The 23,556-nt window shown below is 74.4% G+C and carries 22 protein-coding genes; 13 read left to right on the top strand and 9 right to left on the bottom strand.

The genetic code is table 11. The annotated features are described in order from the left end of the window. Positions 1-90: 90 nt before the first annotated feature. Genes mobA through IEW07_RS14510 form a run of 3 tightly spaced genes read left to right on the top strand, consistent with a single transcriptional unit; the run spans position 91 to position 2,397 of the window. Positions 91-696: a molybdenum cofactor guanylyltransferase gene (gene mobA, locus IEW07_RS14520; protein ID WP_229741876.1), complete on the top strand. Its 606-nt coding sequence runs from the start codon at positions 91-93 to the stop codon at positions 694-696. 40 nt (positions 697-736) lie between these two features. Next, positions 737-1,033, top strand: coding sequence for a DUF6457 domain-containing protein (locus IEW07_RS14515; RefSeq protein WP_188538462.1), 297 nt, complete (start codon positions 737-739; stop codon positions 1,031-1,033). Then, positions 1,033-2,397 carry a molybdopterin molybdotransferase MoeA gene (locus IEW07_RS14510; RefSeq protein ID WP_188538460.1) on the top strand — a complete coding sequence of 455 codons (1,365 nt, stop codon included), beginning with the start codon at positions 1,033-1,035 and terminating at the stop codon, positions 2,395-2,397. The genes IEW07_RS14515 and IEW07_RS14510 overlap by 1 nt, the downstream gene beginning before the upstream one ends. 114 nt (positions 2,398-2,511) lie before the next feature. On the opposite strand, the gene IEW07_RS14505 is transcribed toward IEW07_RS14510, so the two are convergent. Next, entirely contained in the window at positions 2,512-3,012 is a 501-nt protein-coding gene (locus IEW07_RS14505; RefSeq protein ID WP_188538457.1) for a DUF456 domain-containing protein, read from the bottom strand. Between the two features lie 109 nt (positions 3,013-3,121). On the opposite strand from IEW07_RS14505, the gene IEW07_RS14500 reads away from it, so the two are divergent. Continuing rightward, positions 3,122-3,733 carry a lytic transglycosylase domain-containing protein gene (locus tag IEW07_RS14500; RefSeq protein ID WP_188538455.1) on the top strand — a complete coding sequence of 204 codons (612 nt, stop codon included), beginning with the start codon at positions 3,122-3,124 and terminating at the stop codon, positions 3,731-3,733. Between the two features lie 7 nt (positions 3,734-3,740). Here the strand turns inward: IEW07_RS14500 and IEW07_RS14495 are convergent, their stop codons facing one another. From IEW07_RS14495 to IEW07_RS14475, 5 genes are all read right to left on the bottom strand, one after another. Then, on the bottom strand, positions 3,741-5,183 hold the full coding sequence (locus IEW07_RS14495) for a phytoene desaturase family protein (protein ID WP_188538453.1): 1,443 nt from the start codon (positions 5,181-5,183) through the stop codon (positions 3,741-3,743). Positions 5,184-5,193: 10 nt separating this feature from the next. After that, the gene (locus tag IEW07_RS14490; protein ID WP_188538451.1) at positions 5,194-10,110 is read right to left on the bottom strand and encodes an NAD-glutamate dehydrogenase; all 4,917 of its coding nucleotides are present in this window, start codon (positions 10,108-10,110) and stop codon (positions 5,194-5,196) included. Between the two features lie 135 nt (positions 10,111-10,245). Then, positions 10,246-10,827 (bottom strand): histidine phosphatase family protein, encoded by a 582-nt coding sequence (locus IEW07_RS14485; RefSeq protein WP_188538449.1) that lies wholly within the window; start codon positions 10,825-10,827, stop codon positions 10,246-10,248. Between the two features lie 112 nt (positions 10,828-10,939). After that, the gene (locus IEW07_RS14480; protein ID WP_188538447.1) at positions 10,940-11,146 is read right to left on the bottom strand and encodes a hypothetical protein; all 207 of its coding nucleotides are present in this window, start codon (positions 11,144-11,146) and stop codon (positions 10,940-10,942) included. A gap of 146 nt (positions 11,147-11,292) precedes the next feature. After that, positions 11,293-11,571, bottom strand: coding sequence for a hypothetical protein (locus IEW07_RS14475; RefSeq protein ID WP_188538445.1), 279 nt, complete (start codon positions 11,569-11,571; stop codon positions 11,293-11,295). Between the two features lie 177 nt (positions 11,572-11,748). On the opposite strand from IEW07_RS14475, the gene IEW07_RS14470 reads away from it, so the two are divergent. Further along, positions 11,749-13,131, top strand: a complete 1,383-nt coding sequence (locus IEW07_RS14470; RefSeq protein ID WP_188538443.1) for a TIGR01777 family oxidoreductase — start codon at positions 11,749-11,751, stop codon at positions 13,129-13,131. A gap of 96 nt (positions 13,132-13,227) precedes the next feature. On the opposite strand, the gene IEW07_RS14465 is transcribed toward IEW07_RS14470, so the two are convergent. Together IEW07_RS14465 and IEW07_RS21085 are read right to left on the bottom strand one after the other, a co-directional pair. Then, on the bottom strand, positions 13,228-15,474 hold the full coding sequence (locus tag IEW07_RS14465; RefSeq protein ID WP_188538441.1) for a catalase: 2,247 nt from the start codon (positions 15,472-15,474) through the stop codon (positions 13,228-13,230). A gap of 304 nt (positions 15,475-15,778) precedes the next feature. Continuing rightward, positions 15,779-16,693, bottom strand: a complete 915-nt coding sequence (locus IEW07_RS21085; protein ID WP_229741875.1) for a YsnF/AvaK domain-containing protein — start codon at positions 16,691-16,693, stop codon at positions 15,779-15,781. Positions 16,694-16,838: 145 nt separating this feature from the next. Between IEW07_RS21085 and IEW07_RS14455 the strand changes: the two genes are divergently transcribed. The 8 genes from IEW07_RS14455 to IEW07_RS14420 all read left to right on the top strand — a co-directional run bounded on the left by IEW07_RS14455 (position 16,839) and on the right by IEW07_RS14420 (position 22,609). Beyond that, the gene (locus IEW07_RS14455) at positions 16,839-17,102 is read left to right on the top strand and encodes a PLDc N-terminal domain-containing protein (protein WP_188538439.1); all 264 of its coding nucleotides are present in this window, start codon (positions 16,839-16,841) and stop codon (positions 17,100-17,102) included. A 50-nt stretch (positions 17,103-17,152) separates the two neighbouring features. Further along, a complete protein-coding gene (locus IEW07_RS14450; RefSeq protein WP_188538437.1) occupies positions 17,153-17,836 on the top strand; it encodes a tetratricopeptide repeat protein in 684 nt (227 codons plus the stop codon). Beyond that, positions 17,833-18,789, top strand: coding sequence for an aldo/keto reductase (locus IEW07_RS14445; RefSeq protein WP_229741874.1), 957 nt, complete (start codon positions 17,833-17,835; stop codon positions 18,787-18,789). The genes IEW07_RS14450 and IEW07_RS14445 overlap by 4 nt, the downstream gene beginning before the upstream one ends. Before the next feature lie 144 nt (positions 18,790-18,933). Next, on the top strand, positions 18,934-19,449 hold the full coding sequence (locus IEW07_RS14440) for a DUF4178 domain-containing protein (protein WP_188538436.1): 516 nt from the start codon (positions 18,934-18,936) through the stop codon (positions 19,447-19,449). After that, the gene (locus IEW07_RS14435; protein ID WP_188538435.1) at positions 19,446-20,057 is read left to right on the top strand and encodes a DUF2617 family protein; all 612 of its coding nucleotides are present in this window, start codon (positions 19,446-19,448) and stop codon (positions 20,055-20,057) included. The genes IEW07_RS14440 and IEW07_RS14435 overlap by 4 nt, the downstream gene beginning before the upstream one ends. Further along, positions 20,054-20,398, top strand: a complete 345-nt coding sequence (locus IEW07_RS14430; protein WP_188538433.1) for a hypothetical protein — start codon at positions 20,054-20,056, stop codon at positions 20,396-20,398. Before IEW07_RS14435 ends, IEW07_RS14430 begins: the two co-directional genes overlap by 4 nt. A 169-nt stretch (positions 20,399-20,567) precedes the next feature. Then, entirely contained in the window at positions 20,568-20,990 is a 423-nt protein-coding gene (locus IEW07_RS14425) for a DUF350 domain-containing protein (RefSeq protein ID WP_188538431.1), read from the top strand. A 2-nt stretch (positions 20,991-20,992) separates the two neighbouring features. After that, on the top strand, positions 20,993-22,609 hold the full coding sequence (locus IEW07_RS14420) for a polyamine aminopropyltransferase (RefSeq protein WP_229741873.1): 1,617 nt from the start codon (positions 20,993-20,995) through the stop codon (positions 22,607-22,609). 7 nt (positions 22,610-22,616) lie between these two features. On the opposite strand, the gene IEW07_RS14415 is transcribed toward IEW07_RS14420, so the two are convergent. After that, positions 22,617-23,408 (bottom strand): IclR family transcriptional regulator, encoded by a 792-nt coding sequence (locus IEW07_RS14415; protein ID WP_229741872.1) that lies wholly within the window; start codon positions 23,406-23,408, stop codon positions 22,617-22,619. Positions 23,409-23,556: the final 148 nt, after the last annotated feature.

Genomic DNA, 23,556 nt, shown 5'->3' with positions numbered 1-23,556 from the left:
TCGACGGGGTGGCCTGCCCCGACCCCGGCGCCGAGGTCCCGGCCGGAGCGACCCTCGACGTCCTCCCCCCGTTCTCCGGCGGGTGAACCGGTGACCGGCACGGCCGCCGGACCGGCGGCGACCGCGGTCCTCCACGCCGTGATCCTGGCCGGGGGCCGCTCCTCGCGCCTGGGCGGGACGCCCAAGGCGGGACTGCGCCGGGACGGCACGACCCTCGTGGAGCGCACGGTGGACGCGGTCCGGGAGGCCGCGGGAGTCGTCGTCGTGGGGCCCGGGGACCTCGTGCTCCCGGAGGGAGTGCTGCGCGCCCGCGAGGACCCTCCGTTCGGCGGCCCCGCCGCGGGGATCGCCGCGGGGCTGCGGGTCCTCGAGGCGCTGCCGCCGGCGCGCTGGACCCTGACGCTGGCGTGCGACATGCCCGGGGTGCGCACCGCCGTGGAGCTCCTGCTGGACGCCGCGCGCACCTGCCCCGGAGCCTCGGGCTTCATCGCCGCGACCCCCGACGGGCGCCGCCAGCCCCTGGCCGCGCTCTACCGCAGCGCGGTCCTGCACGAGGCCTGCGCCGGCCGGGACCTGGCCGGCCGGTCGGTGCGCTCCGTCGTCCGGGACCTGGCACTCCGGGAGGTCCCCGTGCCGGAGATCGCCACCGAGGACGTCGATACGTGGGACGATGTGCAGAGGCACCACCTGAGCTGATCACGAGCGGGCGGCACCACCGCCCGGGGAGGAGCACGGCATGCCCAAGGACCTGAGCCCGGCCGAGAACGAGACCCTGGAACGGTGGATCGTGGCGCTGCGCGACGCCCTCGGGACCCCGGAGGCCGAGCTCCCGCTCGACGACGTCCTGCACCTGACCGGCGACGTCGCCCACTTCACCGTGCGCCCCGCCGTCCCGCCCACCGCCTACCTGATGGGCTACCACGTGGGCCGCGCCGTCGCCGGCGGCGAGGACCAGCGGGCCGCCCTGCGCCGTGCCCTGGACACCGTGGCCGCGCTCGTGCCCGCGGACCGAGACGACCCCGAGGAGAACTGATGTCCGGACTGCCCCTGCCCCACGACACCAACAGCCCCTACACCCACGCGCTGCCCGTCGTCGTCGACGACGACGTCCCCGCGCCGGCGCCGGAGCCGGTCGAGACCCTGCACGACGTCGAGTGGCACGCGGCGCGGGAGTTCGCCTACGCCGCCGCCGAGGCCCTGCCCAGCCACTGGCTGCCGCTGCGGGAGGCGCTCGGCGAGATCCTGGCCGAGGACGTCACCGCGCCCATCCCCGTGCCGCACTATGCGTCCTCCGCGATGGACGGCTACGCCGTGGCGGGCCCCCAGCCCTGGACCGTGGTGTTCCCGGAGCCCGTGGAGACCGACCCGCGCAAGATGCTCACCATCCCGCCCAAGGAGCTCTACCGGCCGGTGCTCAACCTGGAACCGGGACAGGCCACCCGAATCGTGACCGGCGGCCTGGTGCCCGCCGGCGCCCGGGCGGTGCTGCGGGACGAGTACGCGGAGCTGTCCGACGACCACACGCGGCTCACCATCGCGGCCCACGCGCCCTCCGCGGAGGACATCCCCTACGGGCAGAACATCCGCCGGACCGGCGAGGAGGTCGCCGCGGGCGACGTCATCCTGCGCGCACCCAGCGTGCTCAACCCCGCGCACATCGCCTTCGCCGCGGTCTGCGGGCACGACATGCTGCCGGTGCGCCGCCGCCCGCGCGTGACGATCCTGCTGACCGGCAGCGAGGTCGTGGAGGACGGCATCCCGGAGCCGGGCCAGGTCCGAGACGCCTTCGGCCCCCAGCTGCCCACGTTCGTGGAGATGCTCGGCGGCTCCGTGGACCAGATGCGGCGCGTCGAGGACACCGCCAAGGCCATGCTCGCCGCGCTCACCGAGGCTCCCTCCGGCATGGGCTCGGTGCTCGACGCCCGGTGCGAGGTGGTCATCACGACCGGCGGCACCGGCCACTCGCACGCCGACCACGTCCGGGCGGCGCTCGTGGAGCTCGGCGCGGTGTTCCTCCTGGACGGCCTCGCCCAGCGCCCCGGCCACCCCACGTTCCTGGCCCGGCTGCCGGAGAACGGCCCGTTCGTGGTGGGCCTGCCCGGCAACCCGCTGGCCGCGATGGTCAGCACGTTCACGCTCGCCGAGCCGCTGCTCGCCAAGCTGCACGGCACCCCGGCCCCGCTGACCCGCACCGTCCCGGCCGGCGAGGACCTGCCCGGGCAGAAGGTCACCGCCCTGGTCCCGGGATACCTGAAGGACGACCGGGTCTTCCCGCGGGACCGGGTGGGCTCCAACATGCTCCGCGGCCTCGCGCACGCGGACGTCGTCGTCGTGGTCCCGCCCCGCGGCGCGGCCGCGGGCGAGGACGTCGAGGTCGTGCCCCTGCCCTGGCGCTGAGCCGGCACGAAGGACGAAGAACGGGAGGGCCCGGGCGCGCGACGCGCCCGGGCCCTCCCGCTCCCGCCGGTCCGCCCGGGGCCTCGGACAGGCCCCGGACGGAATCAGGCGGCCTCAGGCGGTGGTGAAGAAGACCAGCGCGCCGACCACGAACACGCTGGAGGCCGCGAGCGCGCAGGCGAACTCCACGAGGATGCCGAGGCCCGCCGCCTTGAGCGCCACCACGCTGGAGTCCAGCGCGGTGCGCAGGTCGCGCTGGCGCGCGGTCTCGCTCAGCAGCAGCCCCACGAAGAACCCGACGAACAGGCCGACCACGGGGATCACGAAGAGGCCGACCACGGCGCCCACCGCGGCGAAGAGCAGGGACCGGTTGGGGATCTGCCGCCGCTTGAGCCGGGTCCCGGTGAGGACGGCGCCCGCGGCCATGCCGGCCACGGCCAGGGCGCCGCCGACCCCGAGCACCACCCATCCCTCGACCACCTGGACGGTGAACGCCCAGACGAGCAGCCCCACGATCACGAGGACGGAGCCGGGCAGCACCGGGAAGATGATCCCGAGGCTCCCCACGACGAGCAGGACGACGGTGATGATGGTGGCGATGATCTCGGCGGTCACCTGCCCATCGTAGGGGTGCGGGGTCCGCGGCCGGCCCGGCCGGCGGCGTGTCTGTCCCCCCAAGAGACGGCAGACGGCACCGGGGGCGCCCGCCTAGCCTGGGTCCCCCATGACGATCACCGACCTCCCCCCGGCACCCCCCGAGACCCAGGAGCCCGCCCCGCGCGGCTCCCCGTGGTTCCTCGTGGCCTCCGTGGTGCTGCTGCTGATCGGCACGGTGGGGCTGGCCCTCTCCACCGCCCCCGGGTGCTGCGGGGCGCCCTCCGCCCCGCCGGACCGGGTGCGGACCGCGCCGATCCCCGACGCGTGGGCCGGGGACGTCCTGGCGGCCGCCGAGTTCTCCGGGCTGCCCCCGGAGATCGTGGCCGCCCAGCTGGACGTCGAGAGCCGCTGGGACCCGCGGGCCGTGAGCTCCGCGGGGGCGCAGGGGCTGGCCCAGTTCATGCCGGAGACCTGGCAGGAGTACGGGCGGGGCGACCCCTTCGACCCGCGGGCCGCGATCCGCGCCCAGGGCATCTACCTCAAGGACCTGCGGCGGATGGTGAGCGCGCTCGAGCCGGCCTCCGCGCGGGAGGAGATCGACCTGGTCCTGGCCGCCTACAACGCCGGGCCCACCGTGGTGCTGGGCCACGGCGGGATCCCGCCGATCGAGGAGACCCGGCTGTACGTGGAGCAGATCCAGGAGCTCGCCGGGACCGCGTACGCCGGGGTGGGGCGCTGAGGCGCCGTCAGCCGCCGGAGCGGCGCCGCCGCGCCAGGTCCCGCAGGGCGCTGCGCGCCGCGTGGTCGCCGGCCATCCCGTGCACGCCGCCGCCGGGCGGCGTGGAGGACGAGCACAGCCAGACCCCCGGCGCCCCCGTGGCGTAGGGGTCCGCCCGGACCGCGGGCCGGAACACCTGCTGCAGCCCGTCCAGGGCGCCGCCGCCGATGTCGCCGCCCACCAGGTTCGCGTTCCACGCCTCCAGGCGTGACGGCGGGGTGTCCACCCGGGCGAGGACCCGGTCCCGGAGACCGGGGGCGAACCGCTCGATCTGGGCGAGCACCCGCTCCCCCGCCACCGGGTCGTCGCAGCCGTGGGGGACGTGGGCGTAGGCCCACAGCACCTGCCGTCCCTCCGGCGCCCGGGAGGGGTCGGCGGCGCCCTGCTGGGCGACCAGCACGAACGGCCGCTCGGGGACCCGCCCGGCGCGGGCCTCGGACTCGGCGGCGTCGATCTGGGCGAGGGTCCCGCCCACGTGCACCGTGCCCGCCCGCCCGACGCGCGGGTCCCGCCACGGCACCGGCCCGTCCAGCAGCAGGTCCACCTTGTAGGACGCCGTCCCGTAGCGCCAGCGCGCCAGCGCCCGCCGGTACCGGGCCGGCAGCTCGAGGCCCCGCAGCCCCAGCACCTGGCGGGGCGTGAGGTCCAGGAGGACGACGTCGGCGGGGCGCACCTGGTCGAGGTCGGTCACCGGCGTGCCGGCCACCACCCGCCCCCCGTGCTCGCGGAGGTCGGCCACGAGGGCGTCGACGATCGCCTGGGAGCCGCCGCGCGCCACCGGCCAGCCCGTGGCGTGGGCCGCGGCCCCGAAGAGCGTCCCGAACGCCGAGGTCAGCACGTGCCGGGCGGGCAGCACCGAGTGCGCCGCCGAGCCCGCGAAGAGCCCGCGGGCCTGCTCGGTGCGGAACAGGGCGCGGGCGGTCGCCGCCGCCGGCCACGGCGCGCGCAGCCCGAAGCCGGCCAGGGCCAGCGGGTGCGCGGGCGGGCGGACCAGCGGCCCCAGCACGGACTCGACCGTCTCCTCCCAGCGCTCCACCACCCCGCGGTGCAGCGCCGACCACGCGCGCCCGTCCGGGCCCAGCTCCTCGGCGGTGCGCTCGAGCGAGCGGTGCAGCAGCCCGGGCGGGCCGTCGTCGAGCGGGTGGGCCGCCACGACGGGCGGGTGCAGCCACTCGAGGCCGTGCCGGTGCAGGCCCAGGCGGGAGAAGAGGGGGCTAGCGGCCCCGAAGGGGTGCACCGCGGAGCCCAGGTCCACCACCGTGCCCGGGCCCAGCAGGTCCGAGGAGCGGGCGGCGCCCCCCGGCGAGGGGGCCGCCTCGAACACCGTCACCTCCAGGCCGGCGCGGGCGAGCACCACGGCGGCGCCGAGCCCGTTCGGGCCGGACCCCACGACCGCCGCGGTGCCCTCCACCGGCCTCCGCCTACTTCCCGAGCGCGCTGCGCATGGTGCGCAGCGCCACGGACAGCGACGCCAGCTCGGCGGCGGGCTCACCCGTGGACTCCGCCTCGATCTCGCCCAGCACCGTCCGCAGCCGGGACAGCCGCGCCTCGTTCTGCTTCTCCCACGCGTCGACCTTCTCCTGGGCGGTGCCGCCCGGGGCCTCCAGGGCCTGGTCGGCGAGCGCCACGACGGTCGAGTAGACGTCCTCGCGCATGGACATCCGCGCGAGGGTCTCCCACCGCGTGGACTGCGGCAGCTCCGTGATCCGGTTGAGCAGGCTGTCGATGCGGTAGCGGTCGTAGAGCAGGAAGTAGACCTTCGCGATGGTCTTGGCGTGCTCCGGGTCGACCTCCCCGCCGGTGGCGCGCGCGGCCCCCTGGCCGAGCCGGGCGACGTCGAGCAGCGCGAAGGCGTCCAGCAGCTGCGACCACTCGAGGGCCAGCTTCGGGGGCACCCCCTGGCGCTGCGCCATCTCCGCCGTGGCCGCGTCCCGGGCCGCGGAGTCCTCGCCGAGCAGCCGCTCCTCGCCGTGCCGCAGGTCCACGATGGGCTTGTAGCGATCCACGACCTCGCCGATGGGGCGGGCCGTCTCCTGCCGGTCCAGCAGCCAGCGCACCACCCGGTCCAGCAGCCGGCGCATGTCCAGGAACATCCGGCTCCACAGCTCCGTGGGCACCCCGGCGGGCAGCTCGCGGTGCTGGTGGGCGAACCTGTCGATCTCGTAGATCTGGGCGGCGGCAACGAAGGCGCGGGCGACGTCGACGGCGTCGTACGAGGTGTCGTCGATGACCCGCTGGGCGAAGGGGATGCCGCCGTAGTTGATCATCTGGTTGGCGACCAGCGTGCCGATGATCTCCTTGCGCAGCGGGTGGGTGTCCACGAGCTCGCCGAACTGCTCGGTGATCTGCGCGGGGAAGTAGCGCTCCAGCACCTGCCCGAACCAGGGGTCCTCGGCGAGGTCGGACTCCACCAGCGCCTCCGAGAGCTGGATCTTGGCGTAGGCGGTGAGCACGGACAGCTCCGGGGAGGTGAGGCTCTGGCCCGTGCGCAACCGCTCGTGCAGCTCCTCGTCGGAGGGCAGGAACTCGATCGAGCGGTCGAGGTCGGCGTTCTCCTCGAGCCAGTGCATGAGCCGGACGTAGGTCTCGGTGAGGTTCGCGACCCGCGCCCGCTCGGTGGTGAGCAGCACGTTCTGTGCCTCGTTGGTGTCGAGCACCAGGCCGGCGACCTCGTCGGTCATGGCCTCGATGAACCCGGCGCGCTCGTCCGCGCCGAGCTCCCCGGCCACGACCATGCGGTCCACGAGGATCTTGATGTTCACCTCGCGGTCGGAGGACTCCACGCCGCCGGAGTTGTCGATCGCGTCGGTGTTGAGCAGCACCCCGTTGAGCGCCGCCTCCACGCGGCCCAGCTGGGTGCAGCCCAGGTTGCCGCCCTCGCCGACGACCCGGGCCCGCAGCTGCGCGCCGTTGACGCGGATCGCGTCGTTGGCCTTGTCCCCGACGTCCGTGTGGGACTCCTGCGAGGACTTCACGTACGTGCCGATCCCGCCGTTGTAGAGCAGGTCCGCGGGCGCCGTGAGGATCGCCTGCATCAGCGCGATGGGGCTGAGCTCCTCGACGTCCTCCTCGAGCCCCAGGGCCTCGCGCACCTGCGGGGAGACCGGCACGGACTTCGCCGTGCGCGGGTAGATCCCGCCGCCCTCGGAGATCTTCGCCGCGTCGTAGTCCTTCCAGGAGGAGCGGGGCAGCCCGAAGAGCCGCTCCCGCTCGGCGTAGGAGACCGCCGGGTCCGGGTCCGGGTCCAGGAAGATGTCCCGGTGGTCGAACGCGGCCACGAGCTTGATGTGCTCGGAGAGCAGCATCCCGTTGCCGAAGACGTCGCCGGACATGTCGCCGACGCCGACCACCGTGAAGTCCTCCGCCTGGGTGTCGAGGCCCAGCTCGAAGAAGTGCCGCTTGACGGACTCCCACGCGCCGCGGGCGGTGATGCCCATGGCCTTGTGGTCGTAGCCCACGGAGCCCCCGGAGGCGAAGGCGTCGCCGAGCCAGAACCCGTACTCCGCGCTGATCGCGTTGGCGGTGTCCGAGAAGGACGCCGTGCCCTTGTCCGCGGCCACCACCAGGTAGGAGTCCTGGCCGTCGCGGCGCACCACGCGGTCGGGGTGCACGACGACGTCGTGGCCCGCCTCGTCCCGCACCAGGTTGTCCGTGAGGTCCAGCAGGGAGGCGATGAACAGCTTGTACGACTCCCGGCCCTCCGTCACCCAGGCGTCGCGGTCCACCGCCGGGTCGGGCAGCCGCTTCGGGTAGAACCCGCCCTTCGCGCCGTTGGGCACGATCACGGCGTTCTTCACCATCTGGGCCTTGACCAGGCCCAGCACCTCGGTGCGGAAGTCCTCGCGCCGGTCCGACCAGCGCAGGCCGCCGCGGGCCACGGGCCCGAAGCGCAGGTGCGTGCCCTCGACCCGCGGGGACCACACCCAGATCTCGAACATGGGGTGCGGCAGGGGCGCCGAGCTGATCCGCCGGGGGCTGAGCTTGAACGCCATGGTGGGGCGCTGCTGGTACACGTTGGTGCGCAGCGTCGCCGCCATGACCTCGGCCAGCGCCCGCAGCAGCTTGTCGGCGTCCAGGGTCGGCACGTCGTCGAGGGCCCGGAGGAGGCGCGCGTGGGCGGCGTCGCGCTGGGACTCGCGCACGGCGTCGTCGTGGTCGGGGTTGAAGCTCTCGTCGAAGTACCCGGTCAGCGCCCGGGTCACCGCGGGGAACGCCAGGAGCGTGTCGGAGATGTAGTCGAACGAGTTGGGGTGGCCCAGCTGGAGCAGGTAGCGGACGTAGGAGCGCAGCACGGCCACGCTCCGCCACGCCATCCGCTCCGGCAGCACGAGCCGGTTGAGGGAGTCGGACTCCGTGCGGCCGGAGAGCACCGCGCACAGGGTGTCCTCGATGAGGTCCTCCGTCTTCGCGCCCCCGTGGCCCTTCGCGTCCACGCCCTCGGGCAGCCGGACCCCGAAGTCGTAGAGCTGGAACTCGCGCCCGTCCGCGGGCTGCACCTCGTACGGCTTCTGGTCGAGCACGGTCAGCCCCAGGTGCTGCAGCATGGGCAGCAGCTCCGTGAGGGACAGGAACCGGGTGAGGTAGATGTTCAGCCGCACGCCCTCGGGGGTCTCGACGACGCGCACCTCCGCCGGCAGGTTCGGGTCCCGGCCCCACAGGTCCTCGCAGCGCTGGAGGTCCTGCACCGCCTCCTCGATCTCGTAGTCCGCCCGGTACGCGTCCGGGAACGCCTCGGCCCAGTTCTCCACGTACTCCCGGGCGAGCGCCTCGGGGAACGAGCGGTGGATCGCCCGGGCGAGCGCCTCCGGCCAGGACCGCACGGCGGCGCGCAGCCGGGCCTCGAGGGCCTGGCGGTCGAACGTGCGGACCTCCCCGGTGTAGGGCAGGCGGATCCGGAAGAAGAGTCGGGCCAGGGTCGAGGAGGTGAGCCGGGCGTCGAAGTCGATCTCCTCGGCGTCGAACGTCTTGCTCAGCTCCGCCTCGATCCGCCCGCGCACCGACGTGTTGTACCGGTCGCGCGGCAGGAAGACCACCGCGGACATGAACCGCCCGAAGTGGTCCTGGCGCAGGAAGAGCCGCGTCTGCCGGCGCTCGTCCAGGCCCATGACGCCGCGCATGGTGTCGTAGAGCTCGTCCGCGGTCATGTGGAAGAGCTCGTCGCGGGGGTAGTCCTCGATGTTGCTCATGAGGTCCCGCGCGGAGTGGGAGTCCTCGAGGAAGCCGAAGCGGGCGGCGACCTCGGCCATCTTCTCCTTGATCAGCGGCGTCTCCCGCGCCGGGGTGTTGTAGGCCCGGCGGGAGAACAGGCCCAGCACCAGGTACTCGCCCACGATCCGTCCCTCGGCGTCGTACTTCGCCACGCCGATGTAGTCGAGGTACTCGCGGCGGTGGATCGACGAGCGGCGGTTGGCCTTGGTGACGAACAGGGTCCCGGCCTCGCGGGCGTGCGCGCGGCCCAGGCCGGTGAGGACCTGGCGGTGGGGCTGGTCGCCGTGCTCCTGGAGCAGGCCCAGCCCCGTCTCGGGGTGGCTGACGAGGGACAGCCCCTCCGCGGAGTCCTCGAGGTCGTACTCCTTGAAGCCCATGAGGATGAAGTTGCCGTCCAGCAGCCAGTGCAGGAACTCCTGGGAGGGCCGGACCAGGGGCGGGCGCCCCCCGCCGGGCAGCTCGAGCTCCTCGAGCTCCTCGAGGTCGAGGGCCAGCAGCTTCACGCGGTGCCGCAGCTTCGACTGGTCCCGGCTGATCCGGTGCACGTCCTCGAGCAGGCCGGTGAGCCGGCCCACGAGCTGCTGCTCCGTCCGATCGGTGAGGGGGCGCAGCAGCTCCACGGAGATCCAGGACTCCACGGTCTGGCTGGTGTTCCCGTCCGCCTGGAACGCCGCGAGGCTGGGCAGGGCGCTGGTGTCGCCGCTGGCGCTGGCCGAGAAGTCGGGCAGCGGCTGGAGCTTCTGCAGCTCGTGGTTGCCCCGGTCGCGGGCGGCCACCAGCACCGGGTGGATCACCAGGCGGGCACCGCCCCACTTCGCGGCGATCTCGGCCGTCACGGTGCTCACGAGGTAGGGGACGTCCTCGGTGACCACGAACACCACGGAGGCCCCCTCCTCCCGGTGCACGCCCACGGCGCTCTCCCCCGGTGCCCGCACGCGGCCCACCTCCCAGTGGTGGTCGGCGCGGACGCGCAACTGCTCCTGGGTGCGCTGGAGCAGGTCCTCCTGCGGCACGTGGCGGTAGTACTCGTTGATCCACTCCTGCTCCCCCTCCCACCGCGGGGGCGCCTCGAGCACGCGGAGGACCTCCGTGCGCTCCTCCTCGGGAATCGTGAACTGATCAGGGGCCACAGCCGCATCACGCCTTCGTCACCGGAGGTGGCAGGCCGACGTGTTCTGTGCGCCGTCGTCGCCGCCTCAGAGGGTGGACGGTCCCTCGTGGGGCCGTCCCTGGTGCCCTCAGCTTATTGAACGGGCACCGGCCTGTCAGGGGGCTGTCGAACGCGCCGCGTCCGCGTCGGCCGGCACCACCCCGTCGAGGGCGTCGAGCCGGACGGGGACGACCTCGCAGTTGGCCACCCGCGGGTGCGCCTCGCCGTTGAGCTCGGAGACCGTGAGCCGGATGAGGGAGCCGTGGGCCACCACCAGGACGTTGCGCCCCGGGTGCTCGTCCCGGATCCGGCGCAGGGCGGCGAGCCCTCGGCGGGCGACGGCGTCGGCGGCCTCCCCGTCGGCGAGGATCACCTCCCGCTCGTGCGGCTCGAGGCCCGCGAAGCTGGTGCCCTCGTGGGGGCCGAAGCCGCGCTCGATCAGCTCGGCGTAGGTGGCCGCCAGTTCCAGGCCCAGCACGCCGCCGATGATCCGGGCGGTCTCCACGGCCCGGTCCAGGGGGGAGGAGACGACCACGTCCCAGCTCAGGGCCTCGGCGTGCAGGTGGCGGGCCACGGCCCGGGCCTGGTCGCGGCCGACGTCGTTGAGGGGCACGTCCGTGGCGCCCTGCAGCCGCTCCTCGAGGTTCCAGTCGGTCTGGCCGTGGCGGATGAGCACGATGCGTCCGGGGGAATTCACGTCCTCCACTGTGGGCGAGTCCTGCCCGGAGGGCAAGCGGCCCCGGTCCTCCCGCGGGAGGACCGGGGCCGCTTGCCCTCCGGCCTCTCGGCCGGAGGCGGCCGGTGTCCGGCTACTGGTCCGCGTCCGGGCGCGGGGCGCGCTCGCGGTCCTCGACGGCGGCGCGGACCTCCGGGCTGTCGGTCTCGTCGACCCACGCGTCGGTCCGGCGGTGCTCCTCCACGCGGTCCGGCTGGACGCCGTCGACCTCGCTCTGCACCTCGTGCTTCATCTGCTCGTCCAGCTCACGTCCGTGCTTGGTGCTTCCTCGCTCGGCCATGACGGCCTCCTCGTCTTCCTGGCTGGTCGCGGTCTTCCTGGCTGGTCGCGGCGGCCGGTGGGGCCGGCCGCGGCGCGGAGGCCCGGTCCGGGTGTGCGGTTCCGGGTGTGCGGTTCGGGTGTGCGCGGGCGGCTCCCCGCCCGCGGTCAGTCGGTCTCCTCCTCGAGCAGACCCCGCTGGGCGCGGTCGGCCGCCTCGGAGGACCCCTCCGGCAGCGGGTCGGTGGCCGGCGGCACCTGCCCCGGGGCCCAGTCCTGCAGCCCGGCCGCCACCCGCTCCTGCTCGGTGGCCGCGGCGAGGGCGTCGTCGTCGAGCCGGTCCGGCATCCCGGCGTGCCCCTTGTAGATGGGGCGGGGCAGGGCGTCCTCCTCGGGCTGGATGACGTCGTCGAGGTTCGGCGCGTCGTCGTTGTTCGGGGTGGTCATGGCAACCTCCTTCGCGAAAACGTGGGTCCACCCTAGCGAACCGCGCGGAGCCGGGGAAGATCCCGGGGTGCGCGCAGGACGCCGAGCACGGTCCCCGGGGCGCGGGAACCGGGGACACGGGACGGTCCGGGCCCCGGTTCCTGGACGAATCGCGCCGATCGGGGTTGAGTGACTGGCATGACCACCTTCACGTTCACCTCCCGCGTGCCCCAGTCCGTCGAGGACGTCTTCGCGTGGCACGCCCGCCCCGGCGCCCTCACGCGGCTCACCCCCGCGTGGGCGGGCTCCGTGGTGGAGGAGTCCGCTCCCCCGCTGCGGGAGGGCACGCAGTCACGGCTGCGGATCGCCGTGCCGGGCTCCTACGGGCTGGCCTCGGTGCCGTGGACCGCGGAGCACCACGGCTACGAGCCCAACCGTGAGTTCCGCGACCGGATGGTGAAGGGCCCCCTGGCCTCGTGGGAGCACCGGCACCGGTTCGCCGACGACGGGCACGGCGGGACCGTGGTCACCGACACCGTCGAGTACGAGGCGCTGCCGGTCAGCACCGGCTTCGGGGCGCGGCTGATGGAGCCCACGCTGGAGCGGCAGTTCGAGGCGCGGGCCCGGCGGCTGGCCGCGGACCTCGAGTTCCACTCGCGCTATCCCGACCGCCCGCTGACGGTCGCGATCACCGGCGCGTCCGGGACCATCGGCACACAGCTTGCGGCGCTGCTGAGCACCGGCGGGCACACCGTGCTGCGCTTCGTGCGCCGCGAGGCCCGCACGCCCCTGGAGATCTCCTGGGACCCGCAGGCCGGCGAGCTGGACGCCGGCTCGCTGCGGGGCGTCGACGTCGTCGTGAACCTCTCCGGGCGCGGCCTCGGCGGGCGACTCACCCCTCGGGCCAAGCAGGAGATCCTCGACTCCCGGGTGCTCGGCACCCGTCTGCTGGCGCGCGCCATCGCGCAGCTGGGCGACGACGCCCCGGCCGCCCTGATCAGCTCCTCCGCCATCGGCTACTACGGCGCGGACACCGGCGGCGAGACGGTCACCGAGAAGAGCCCCGCCGGCGACGACTTCCTCGCCGACGTGTGCGTGGCCTGGGAGCGGGCGGCCGCCGAGGCCGAGGCGGCCGGCACCCGGGTGGTGATCGTGCGCACGGGCGTGGTGCAGACCCCCGCCGGCGGGGCGCTCCGCGCGCAGCTGCCCCTGTTCCTCGTCGGGGCCGGCGGCCGGCTCGGCTCCGGGAAGCAGTGGCTGAGCTGGATCTCCCTGGAGGACATCGTGGGGCTGTTCGCCCACGCCGTGCTCTCCCCCGCGCTGCACGGGCCGGTCAACGGCGTGGCCCCGATGCCCGTGACGGGCCGCGACTACGCCCGGATCCTCGCCAAGGTGCTGGGCCGGCCCTCCCTGCTGCCCACCCCGGGCCTCGGGCCGAAGCTCGTGCTCGGCGCCGAGGGCGCGCAGCTCATGGCGCTCGCGGACCAGCGGGTCTCGGCGGACCGCGCCATCGACCGCGGCTACCGCTTCCGCCACCCCGACCTCGGCTCGGCGCTGCGGGAGGAGCTGGGCCGCTTCTGAGCCGGGCCGTTCCCGGGCCGTCGGCGGCGCGCGACGAGGCCCCGCCGGGCGTTCCCGGCGGGGCCTCGTCGCGCCGTGCGAGTGGTCCGCGAGGGGTCAGAGCCTGCCGGAGACCGGGAAGCGCTCCCACACGCGGTGGCTCTTCATCAGCGTCGCGACCTGCTCGACCACCGCCGCCGCGCTCTTGCCGGTGACCACGCCGGGGGCATCCTCGGGCAGGCCCGCGGCGGAGAGGGAACGGCTCCTGGGGCCCCAGGCGCCGATCGCCTTGGCCTGGCGGAAGACCTCGCCGAGCAGCAGGTGCACGCGCGGGTCCAGCCCGGCGGGAGCGGGAGCCCCCGCCTTCGCGTCGAGCCCCGGCCGCGCGTCGGGAGCGGCCGGGGTGTCCCCTGCGACCAGCACGGCGTCGAACTCCACGGAGCGGGCCGTGAGGTAGGTGCGGTGCGCCACGACCTTCCCGCTCGCCCCGACCGGCCCGCCGCTGGGGGCGACCACGAGCGGGACCATCCCCGCGTCGTCGATCGCGGTGACGACGGCCAGCAGGTCCTTCTCGTCCGGGTCGGGTCCGACGACGATGCCGATCTGGCGGCCGTCGGTCGGCCACTCCTTGCCCACCTGGGAGAGGGCCGGGCTGGGCCGGACCTCGGAGTGCTTCACGGTGGGCCCGGGCGCCGGCATGCCGAGGCCCTCGGCGACGACCGCGCACAGCTTCTCGTCGATGTTCGCGAGGCACTGGAGCTGGCGCTCGCGGATCGACTGCTCGAAGCACTTGCCGAGCTCGAAGGTGTACGCCTGGGCGATGTGCTCCTTCTCGACGTCGCTCATCGACAGCCAGAACATCCGGACCTGGCTGAAGTGGTCCTCGAAGGAGACGGGCCGCGCCCGCTCCTTCACCGAGGCGGCCACCGGGGCGGGGAAGTCGATGAACGGGCGGGCCGGCTCCCCGGCGGGGAACGGGTTGTTCCCGTCGAGGGAGTTCGGGTGGTAGGGCGCCACCCCGGAGTGCACGGCGGTCTGGTGCATGCCGTCCCGCAGCATGTCGTTGACGGGCGCGTGCGGGCGGTTGATCGGCAGCTGGATCCAGTTCGGCCCGCCCAGGCGGGAGAGCTGGGTGTCCAGGTAGGAGAAGAGCCGGCCCTGGAGCAGCGGGTCGTTGGTGACGTCGATGCCGCGGACCAGGTTGTTGGGGTTGAAGGCGACCTGCTCGGTCTCGGCGAAGAAGTTCGACGGGTTGCGGTTGAGGGTCATCAGCCCGACCGGCTCCACGGGGGCGAGCTCCTCCGGGACGATCTTCGTGGGGTCGAGCAGGTCGATCCCCTCGAACGTCTGCTCCTCGTTGTCCTCGAAGACCTGCACCCCGAGCTCCCACTCGGGATAGGCGCCGGCCTCGATGGCGTCGGCCAGGTCCCGGCGGTGGATGTCCGGGTCCATGCCGTTGGTGATCTGCGCCTCCTCCCACAGCACCGAGTGCACGCCCAGCTTGGGCTTCCAGTGGAACTTCACCAGGACGCTGCGCCCCTCGTCGTTCACGAGCCGGAACGTGTGGACGCCGAAGCCCTCCATGGTGCGGAAGGAGCGGGGGATCCCGCGGTCGGACATGTTCCAGATCGCGTGGTGCTGCGCCTCGGTGTGCAGGGAGACGAAGTCCCAGAAGGTGTCGTGCGCGGACTGGGCCTGGGGGATCTCCCGGTCCGGGTGGGGCTTGCCCGCGTGGATGACGTCCGGGAACTTGATGGCGTCCTGGATGAAGAACACGGGCATGTTGTTGCCGACCAGGTCCCAGGTGCCCTCGGAGGTGTAGAACTTCGTGGCGAAGCCGCGGGTGTCCCGGGCGAGGTCGGCCGACCCGCGCGAGCCCAGGACGGTGGAGAAGCGCACGAAGACCGGGGTCTCCACGTCCTTGCCGAAGAGCGCGGCGGAGGAGATCCTGCCGGCGGTCCCGTAGCCGCGGAAGACGCCGTGGGCCCCGGCCCCGCGCGCGTGGACGACCCGCTCGGGGATGCGCTCGTGGTCGAAGTGGCTGATCTTCTCCCGGAAGTGGTGGTCCTGCAGCAGGACCGGTCCGCGGGTCCCCGCCTTGAGGGAGCGGTCGGTCTCGCTGCGCCGGGCCCCGTGGGCCGTGGTCAGGTACTCTCCGCCCTGCGCGTTGAGAGCGGGGTCGATGCCGGTGTCCTGGCCGGTGGGGCTCATGGGGGCGGGCGTGCCCTGGTCCGGCTTCGGCGGCAGCGGCGGGCGGGGCTCGGTGGGCTCCGCCACCGGGACGGCCTCGTTGCCGGGGACGCCGGGGGGCATGGCCGTCGGCTCGCCGGCCTGCTCGCTCGAATGCTTCGTCCTCTTGCGCATGGTGGTTCTCCCAGTCGTCGTCGGCACGTGCTCGGGCGCCGGCCGGGCCCGGTCGTCGCGGCCCGGAAAAGCCAGCCCCCTGATCATTACGTCACTTCGTGGCCCGCCGCACAAGGCCATCCGGCCCGGCTCTGCGCTGGGTGAACAGCGGCCGGTGACCCCGATCCGGCCTCGGGCCCCGGCACGCGGCACCGTCGCCGGACCGGCCGGCCCCGGACCCGCCCGCCCGGGGCGCTCGCCCGGGGACGACGAACCCCTGCCGGCCCGTGCGGGCCGGCGGGGGTCCGGGCGGCGCCGGAGCGGCTCACTCCTCCTCGAGCGCGACGTCCTCCTTGCGCACGGTCTCCTCGACCACCTCGGTGCGCTCGGTGCGGCGCACGACGAGGCGCACGCGCTCGTAGGGCACGCGCACGGTCTCCACCACGGGCACCTCGCGGTAGAGGATCACCTCGTCGTCGCCCACGGGCAGGTCCCGTCCCGCGAGGAAGGCCTGCCGCTCCTCCTCCGTGATGGGCGTGCGGACCTCCTCGACGTCCTCGGAGGCCAGGGTCTGCTCGGCGCGCACCGGCTCCTCGACCACGTACTTGCGCAGCCGGGCCCGGCCGGTCTCGACCCGCTCGGTGCCGACGTCCAGGCGCTCCTCGTGACGGACGACCGAGGCGTCCTCCCCACCCTCCATGGAGCGGCGACCGGTCCGGCCGAGGTCGTCCGCCGGCCGGCCGGCGGACGGCCCGTCGACCCGGTCCGCGGCGGCGTGGCGCCCGTGGACCTCCTGGTCGAAGGCCTCCTCCCGCCCGGCGCCGCGGGCACCGGCGCCCCCCGCGGACGCCGCTCCTGCACCCCTGAGGGTGCCGGTCCCGGCGCCGACGCTCTCGTGGGCGTCGCCGGCCGTGGCGTCGGCGCCGGTCAGGGACTCGCCCGTCGCGCGCACGTTCGACGAGTCGTCGCTCCCGGCGTCGTCGCCGTGACGGACGGCGTCGTCGTCCCCGGCGTCGATGTTGTAGGCGGGGGCCCCGCCGCGCGGGTCCCGGGTGTCGGTGACGCCGGTCGTCGCGGCCCCGCCGACGTCGCCGTCCTCACGGCCGTAGGCGTTGTGGTCCCAGAGCTCGGTGGCCGAGCTGGGGGCGTGGCGCTCCACGCCGGAGTCGTCCTCCGCCCGTCGGCCCTTGGCCCCGGCGGAGGATTCCTGGTCGAACGGGCGCTCGTCGGAGGTGGACATCGTTGGCTCTCCTCAGGTGGACTGTGGTGCCGCGAATTTTATCAGCAGGGTGATCGATTCCGCAGCCCCTCCGTCCGGCGGACACGGCGGACCGACGGCGCGCCGCACCCTTGTCCCCCTGCCCCGGCGGTGCGAGGATCGAGGCATGACCACTGGAACCGCCCTCCTGACCGCCGGGGTCAACCCGCTGGTCCCCGGGGCGTGGGAGAACGTGGCCGCGGCCGTCGGGGCGGCGGTCGTCGTCCTGCTGGTGGCCGCGACCGTGTCCCTGCTCCGCACCGGCGGCCAGGACCCGGTGCTGCGCCTGCTGTGGCTGCTGGTGATCCTGGCGTTCCCGGTGGTCGGCTCTGCCCTGTGGTTCGCCCTCGGCCGCCGCGACCCGCGCCTGCGGAACTCGCCCCCCGCGTAGACCTGTACCCCGCCGACGGGCCGGAGGACCCGGCAGAGAAAGGCACCCGCATGAGCTACTCCCAGGACGGGCACGGTTTCTTCACCCGGGCCCTCGACGCCGAGGACCGAGGGCGGCTCGACGAGGCCGAGACCGCCTACCAGCAGGCCATCGTGCTCTTCGAGGAGGAGGGCGACGCGCTGCAGGAGCAGGCCGCCTGCCACTACAACCTGGGCCACCTCTACCTGGGCATGAACCGCCCCGGCCGCGCGGTGACGGCCTACGAGAAGGCCCTGGACCTGTTCGGCCGGATCTCCGGCAGCGGGCGGCACCGGGCCCGGACCCACCTCATCCTGGGCAGCCTCCTGCTCGAGCTGGACCGCCCGCGCGACGCCGAGGAGCACCTGCTCGACGCCCTGGGCCAGTACCTCGACACGCCCCACGAGCCGCAGGACCAGGCGCAGTGCCACGTCAACCTGGCCCGGGTCTACGAGCTGAGCGACCGCCCCTCCCAGGCGATGACCGCCTACAACCGGGCCCTCGACTTCTACCAGGAGACGGAGGGCACGAGCGCGGACCAGGCGGAGTGCTTCACCGCCCTGGGCCGGCTGTACGAGCACGCGGGTCGGCTGAAGGAGTCGGGCGCGGCCTACGCGGCCGCCGCCCGGCTGCGCTGGGCCGCGGAGCAGCAGCGCCTGGAGCAGGAGGGCCCCGCCCGGGACGCCGGCGTGCACGAGGGCGAGGACCGCCCGTGAGCTCACGACTCATCTACGGCTGCATGACCCTCGGCGGGGAGTGGGACGACGAACCGCTCGACGCCCGGACCGTGGACAGCGCGCGGACGGCCGTGCAGGCCGCCCGCGCGGCCGGGATCACGGACTTCGACCACGCCGACATCTACACCCACGGCAAGTCCGAGGAGGTCTTCGGCCGGCTCCTCGCGGAGGACCCGGAGCTGGGCCGGGGGATCACCATCCAGACCAAGGTGGGGGTGCGCCTGCCCGGCAACACCGCCGACCGGGGCGCCCCGGTCCACTACCGGCTGGACCGGGACACGATCCGGCGCGGCCTCGAGGGCTCGCTGCGGCGGCTGGGGGTGGACTCGGTGGAGCGGTTCATGCTGCACCGCCCGGACCCGCTGGCCGACCCGCAGGAGGTCGCCGCGACCCTCGACGAGCTGCGCCGGGAGGGGCTCATCCGCTCGGTGGGCCTGTCGAACATGTCCCTGCGCCAGGTGTGCCTCTACCAGCAGCTGCTCGCCACGCCCGTCACCGCCCTGCAGCTGGAGCTGAGCCTGCGCCACCGCGGCTTCGTGGAGCAGCAGATCCTCGTCAACCAGACGGAGGCCGCCGGGCACCCCTTCCCGGAGGGCACCCTCGAGTACTGCACGGCCAACGGCGTGGAGGTCCAGGCGTGGGGCGCCCTGGCCCGCGGCCTCTACACCGGTGCGCCCGTCCCGCCGGAGGACCAGCACGCGGCCGCCACGGCGGAGGTGGTGCACGGGATCGCCAGGGCCCACGGGGTCGCCGGCGAGGCCGTGGTCCTCGCGTGGCTGATGCGGCACCCCGGCGGGATCCGGCCCGTCGTCGGGACGACCGACCCGCAGCGGATCGCCGCCTGCGCCGCGGCGGAGGCCCTCGCCCCCCGGCTCGGCCACGAGGAGTGGTACGCCCTGCTCAACGCCGCCCGCGGGCACCCGGTACCGTGATCCCGGGGCGTCGGACCTGGTCAGGCCTGTGAGGCCCCGCGGGCGGACAGCGGCGCGCCTGTTGCGGCGCCGCCCCCGCCCAACGTATTTTCGATCGTGAAGCGCTGGGCCCCTCCGGCCTGCCGCACGACGCAGGGAGCGGACATGGATGGACACGGCGAGCGCCCGTTCGGGCCCGGCAACCCGGTGCGACCGGGGCGGCGGCCGTCGCTCGAGACGATCGCCCTGGGCGACGTGGTGACGATCCGCGGGGAGCGGATGGTCTACGAGGGCGAGATCATGCTGAGCGAGGACGGGTACCACTGGCAGGAGCTGCGCATGGCGGGCTCTCCCGAGCGGTACCTGGGCGTCGAGTACACCCCCGAGCCGGAGCTGACGCTGTGGTCGGCCGTGGAGGTGCCCGGGGTGGAGCCCGGCCCCCGCACCCTGGACGTGAACGGCCGCCGCTACCGGCGGGAGGAGCGGGGCACCGCCCGCTTCCGCGCCGTCAACGTCCCCGGCCTGCCCGAGCACGGCACGTGCGACTACGTCGACTACGTGGCCGAGGACGGCACGCTGATGTCCTTCGAGCGGTTCCAGGGCGGCGCCTGGGAGGCGTCCGCCGGCGTGCCCGTGCACCGCTCCGAGGTGGAGGTCACCGCGGGGACCCGGCCCGCATGAGCGCCACCGAGACACTTCCCCAGGCCCTCGCTCCGGCCCTGCCCGGTCCCCTCGACCCGGTCCTCCTGGCCGACGCCCCGTTCGCGGACGCCTCCCCCGACGACCTCAGCTTCTCCACCGACGCGCCCCGCCTGCCGGCCCTCGCGGTGCGGCGCGCGGAGCCGGCCGGGCTGCTCGGCACGACCCTCGAGCTGCGCGTCCTCGGCGCCTCCCACCAGGTGGTGCTCGAGCGGGACGGCCACGAGTGGGTCGAGACCCTCGCCTGCCGCCCCGGCCACGACCCCTTCCTGCCCACCGCGCTGCGGCGGGCCGCGCCCGTCCCCTTCGCGGCGGACTACGAGACCGGCTGCACGGTCACCGGCCACTCCGGGCGCGGGCTGCGCCGGCAGGTGGAGCGCCTGCTCGGCACGTGCCGCAGCGCGCCCCACGCCCTGGTGGTGCGCTTCGCGGGAGACCCGTCCGCCCTCACCGGGCTGTGCGCGTGGGAGGACGGCGCCGGCGGCCTGCTGTGGCGCAGCTGGCACGTCTACCCGCAGGCGCGGCGGATCGTGCACTCGCGCTCCGCGCTCCGGCTCCTCCCGCGCCCCGGCTCCCCGGTGGAGCGGTGAGCGCGGACCACGGCCGCACCCCCGGCCCCGGCGGTCCCGGCCGGGGGCCGGGCGGGCCCTCCGCCCCCCGCAAGCGGTGGGGGCGGCGGATCCTCGTCGGAGCCGTGGGGATCGTCCTGGTCCTGGCGCTGTTCGCCGCCTGCGGCGGCGGCGGGCGGGCCCAGTGCCGGGAGGCGTACCGGGCGGACTACTACGCCAAGCACGCCGCGAACCCCACCCAGAGCCAGGTCGACTCGGCGTGCGGGCGCTCCGGCGGCGGGTTCGGCTGGATCTTCCTGGGCGGGGGGTCCCGCAGCAGCGGCACCGACTACCGCGGCGGGTCCTACGGCTCCGGCAAGTGACGCCCCGCCCCGCCCCGAGCACCGACCGGCACGCCCCACGGCGGCGCCCGGCGGGACGCCGCACGGAACGCCTGACCGGACGACCGACCGAACGCCTGACCGAACGACTGACCGAACGCCCTGTGGAACTGCCTGAGGAACGCCCTATGGAACGACGGAGACGACGAGCATGGACACTGTGATGTACGAGGTGGGCGCGGCCGCCGCCTACGGCCTGGTGGGGCTGGTCCTCATGGCCCTGGGCTACCTGGTGGTCGACCTGCTGACCCCCGGGAAGCTGCACTCCCTGATCTGGACGGACCGCAACCACGGGTCCGTGGTGGTGCTGTCCTCCTCCGTGCTGGCCATGGCGGTCGTGGTCCGGCAGGCCATCCTCGCGAGCGAGGAGGGGCTGGTGGCGGGACTGGTCTCGACCGCCCTCTACGGGCTGGTGGGGCTGGCGCTGATGGCCGTGTCCTTCCTCGTCGTCGACGCCTTCACCCCCGGCCGCCTGGGCGAGCTGGTGACCGACGAGAAGCTGCACCCGGCCGTGTGGGTGACGGCGACCGCCCACGTGTCCGTGGGGCTCGTGGTCGCCGCCGCGATCTCCTGACGGTGGCCGTCCCCCTCGACGCCGCCGCCGCCGAGACCCCCGCCCTCCCCGGGCTGCACCTGCCGGTGGGCCCCAGCCTCGCGCGGTTCCTCGTGCTGCTGGGCGTGTTCGTCTGCGCCGCGTGCGGGATGGTCTACGAGCTGGCGCTCGTGGCGCTGGGCGCCTACCTGCTGGGCAACACCGTGGTCCAGGCCTCGATCGTCCTCTCCGTCATGGTCTTCGCCATGGGCATCGGCGCCCTGGCCTCGAAGCGGCTGAACCGGTGGCCCGCCCTGTCCTTCGCCGCGGTCGAGGCGCTGCTGTCCCTGCTCGGCGGGCTGTCGGTGCTGCTGCTCTACGCGTGCTTCGCCTGGCTGCGGATCTACCAGGCGGCCACGGTCGGCGTGGCCTTCGCCCTGGGCGCCCTGATCGGCGCCGAGATCCCCCTGCTGATGAACCTGCTCCAGCAGATCCGCCGGCAGTCCGCCCCGGACGCCGTGGCGGACATGTTCGCCGCGGACTACGTGGGCGCGCTGCTGGGCGGGCTCGCGTTCCCGTTCCTGCTCCTGCCGGCCCTCGGGCTGCTGCGCGGGGCGCTCGCCGTGGGCGCGGTCAACGCGCTGGTGGGGGTGGCCGTGACGGTCTGGCTGTTCCGCAGCACGCTCTCCCGCCGGTCCCTGGCCGCCCTGGCCGCCGCCCTCGTGGCGATCCTGCTCGTGCTCGCGGGCGCCTTCTGGGGCTCGGGGCGCTTCGAGGTCTCCGCCCGCCAGCAGCTCTACGCCCAGCCGATCGTCCTGCAGCAGCGCAGCGAGTACCAGGACATCGTGATGACCAGCGCGATCTCCTACGACGACGAGCGGCTGTACCTCAACGGCAACCTGCAGTTCTCCTCGGCGGACGAGCACCGCTACCACGAGGCGCTCGTGCACCCGGCCATGGACGGGCCCCGCGCCCGGGTGCTGGTCCTCGGCGGCGGGGACGGGCTGGCCGCCCGGGAGATCCTGCGCTACGCCGACGTCGAGGCCCTCACCCTCGTGGACCTGGACCCCGCGGTGACCGAGCTGGCCCGCACCGAGCCCCGGCTCACGGCGCTCAACGGCCGGTCGCTCGAGGACCCGCGGGTCGAGGTGGTCAACGCGGACGCGTTCAGCTGGCTGCGGGAGCGGGCGCCGTCGGGCGGCTTCGACGTCGTGGTCGCGGACCTGCCCGACCCCGACTCGGAGGCCACCGCGAAGCTGTACTCCCAGGAGATGTACGGGCTGGTCGGGCGGGCGCTCGCGCCCGGCGGGCGGCTGGTGGTCCAGTCCGGCTCCCCCTACTTCGCCCCGGAGGCCTACTGGTGCATCGGGGAGACCGTCGAGGCCGCGGGCTTCGGCGCGACCCCGTACAACGTGGACGTGCCGAGCTTCGGCAACTGGGGCTTCTTCCTCGCCACCGCCGACGGCACCGCGGACGACGACGGGGGCGGCCCCCCGCTCGGGCTGGCCGAGGACGCCCCCGCCACCCGGTTCCTGTCCGAGGAGGTCCTGGTCGCGGCCGCCGTGTTCCCACCCGACCGGGGGCCGCGGGACGTCGAGGTCTCGACCCTGCTGGAGCCCGTCGTGATGGGCTACCAGCAGCAGGGCTGGAAGGGATACTGAGCCGGGCTCAGCCGGCCAGCCGGGCCCCCAGCTCGCGGGCGGCCTCCTGCAGCAGCGGGACCATCTCCACGAGGTCCTCGACCCGGCGCCGGAAGACCGGAGCGGACAGCGCCAGCGAGCCGGCGCACGCCCCGCCCGGGCGCAGGACCGGCACCGCGACGGCGACCATCCCCACGTCGTGCTCCTGGTCCTGCGTGGCGTAGCCCTGCGCCCGGATCTGCTCCACGCGCCGGCGCAGCTCGTCGCGGTCGGTGAGGGTCCGCCGGGTGAGCGGGATCAGCTCGATGCTCTCGATCAGCCCCTCGCGCACGTCGTCGGGCGCGAACGCCAGCAGGCACAGCCCGAGTGCCGAGGAGTGCAGCGGGCCGCGGTAGCCGGGGTCGGAGGTGACGCGGAAGTCCGGGCCGTCCTCCTTGGCGAGGGTGTGGAACCGGTCCCCGTCCAGCACGGCGTACAGGCAGGACTCCCCGGTGCGCTCGACCATCCGCCGGAGCAGGGGCGAGACCGTCCCGGTGATGCCCAGGCGCTGGGCCACGCTGTGGGCGGCGTGGAAGATCTTCAGGCCCAGGACGTAGTGCTTGTCCCCCTGCAGCTCGGCGAACCCGTCCCGCACGAGCGCGTTGAGCAGCCGGTAGGTGGTGCTGAAGGGGTAGCCGCAGGCCTTGGTGGCCTCCGCGGCGGTGAGGCCCTCGGGGTGCTCCCCGAGCAGCTCCACCAGGTGCAGGGCCTTGCCGACCATGTCCTTGCGGGACCCGCCGGACGCGTCGGGGGGCGGGGTCCCGGCCTCGGCGGCCCTCACCGCGGGTCCGTCCGGGCCCGGGAGGGGGCTCTGCTGGGGGTTCTCATGGTGGCTCTCCGTTCGCGCAGCGGTTGACAGTGGACCAGCTCACAGCGATCATAATCACAAGATAGAAGCAATTTCCACAATATGAGAGTTATGGCGTGTT

Source organism: Kocuria dechangensis (assembly GCF_014636775.1).
Classification (GTDB): Bacteria; Actinomycetota; Actinomycetes; order Actinomycetales; family Micrococcaceae; genus Kocuria; species Kocuria dechangensis.
The sequence above is the reverse complement of the archived record's forward strand: the minus strand, read 5'-3'. Positions and strand labels throughout refer to the sequence as shown.

Bases quoted from the DNA above. Each gene is read 5' to 3' on its own strand.
- IEW07_RS14515 (WP_188538462.1), top strand. From the start codon at position 737: ATGCCCAAGGACCTGAGCCCGGCCGAGAACGAGACCCTGGAACGGTGG.
- IEW07_RS14510 (WP_188538460.1), top strand. From the start codon at position 1,033: ATGTCCGGACTGCCCCTGCCCCACGACACCAACAGCCCCTACACCCAC.
- IEW07_RS14500 (WP_188538455.1), top strand. From the start codon at position 3,122: ATGACGATCACCGACCTCCCCCCGGCACCCCCCGAGACCCAGGAGCCC.
- IEW07_RS14480 (WP_188538447.1), bottom strand. From the start codon at position 11,146: ATGGCCGAGCGAGGAAGCACCAAGCACGGACGTGAGCTGGACGAGCAG.
- IEW07_RS14475 (WP_188538445.1), bottom strand. From the start codon at position 11,571: ATGACCACCCCGAACAACGACGACGCGCCGAACCTCGACGACGTCATC.
- IEW07_RS14470 (WP_188538443.1), top strand. From the start codon at position 11,749: ATGACCACCTTCACGTTCACCTCCCGCGTGCCCCAGTCCGTCGAGGAC.
- IEW07_RS14465 (WP_188538441.1), bottom strand. From the start codon at position 15,474: ATGCGCAAGAGGACGAAGCATTCGAGCGAGCAGGCCGGCGAGCCGACG.
- IEW07_RS21085 (WP_229741875.1), bottom strand. From the start codon at position 16,693: ATGTCCACCTCCGACGAGCGCCCGTTCGACCAGGAATCCTCCGCCGGG.
- IEW07_RS14455 (WP_188538439.1), top strand. From the start codon at position 16,839: ATGACCACTGGAACCGCCCTCCTGACCGCCGGGGTCAACCCGCTGGTC.
- IEW07_RS14450 (WP_188538437.1), top strand. From the start codon at position 17,153: ATGAGCTACTCCCAGGACGGGCACGGTTTCTTCACCCGGGCCCTCGAC.
- IEW07_RS14440 (WP_188538436.1), top strand. From the start codon at position 18,934: ATGGATGGACACGGCGAGCGCCCGTTCGGGCCCGGCAACCCGGTGCGA.
- IEW07_RS14435 (WP_188538435.1), top strand. From the start codon at position 19,446: ATGAGCGCCACCGAGACACTTCCCCAGGCCCTCGCTCCGGCCCTGCCC.
- IEW07_RS14425 (WP_188538431.1), top strand. From the start codon at position 20,568: ATGGACACTGTGATGTACGAGGTGGGCGCGGCCGCCGCCTACGGCCTG.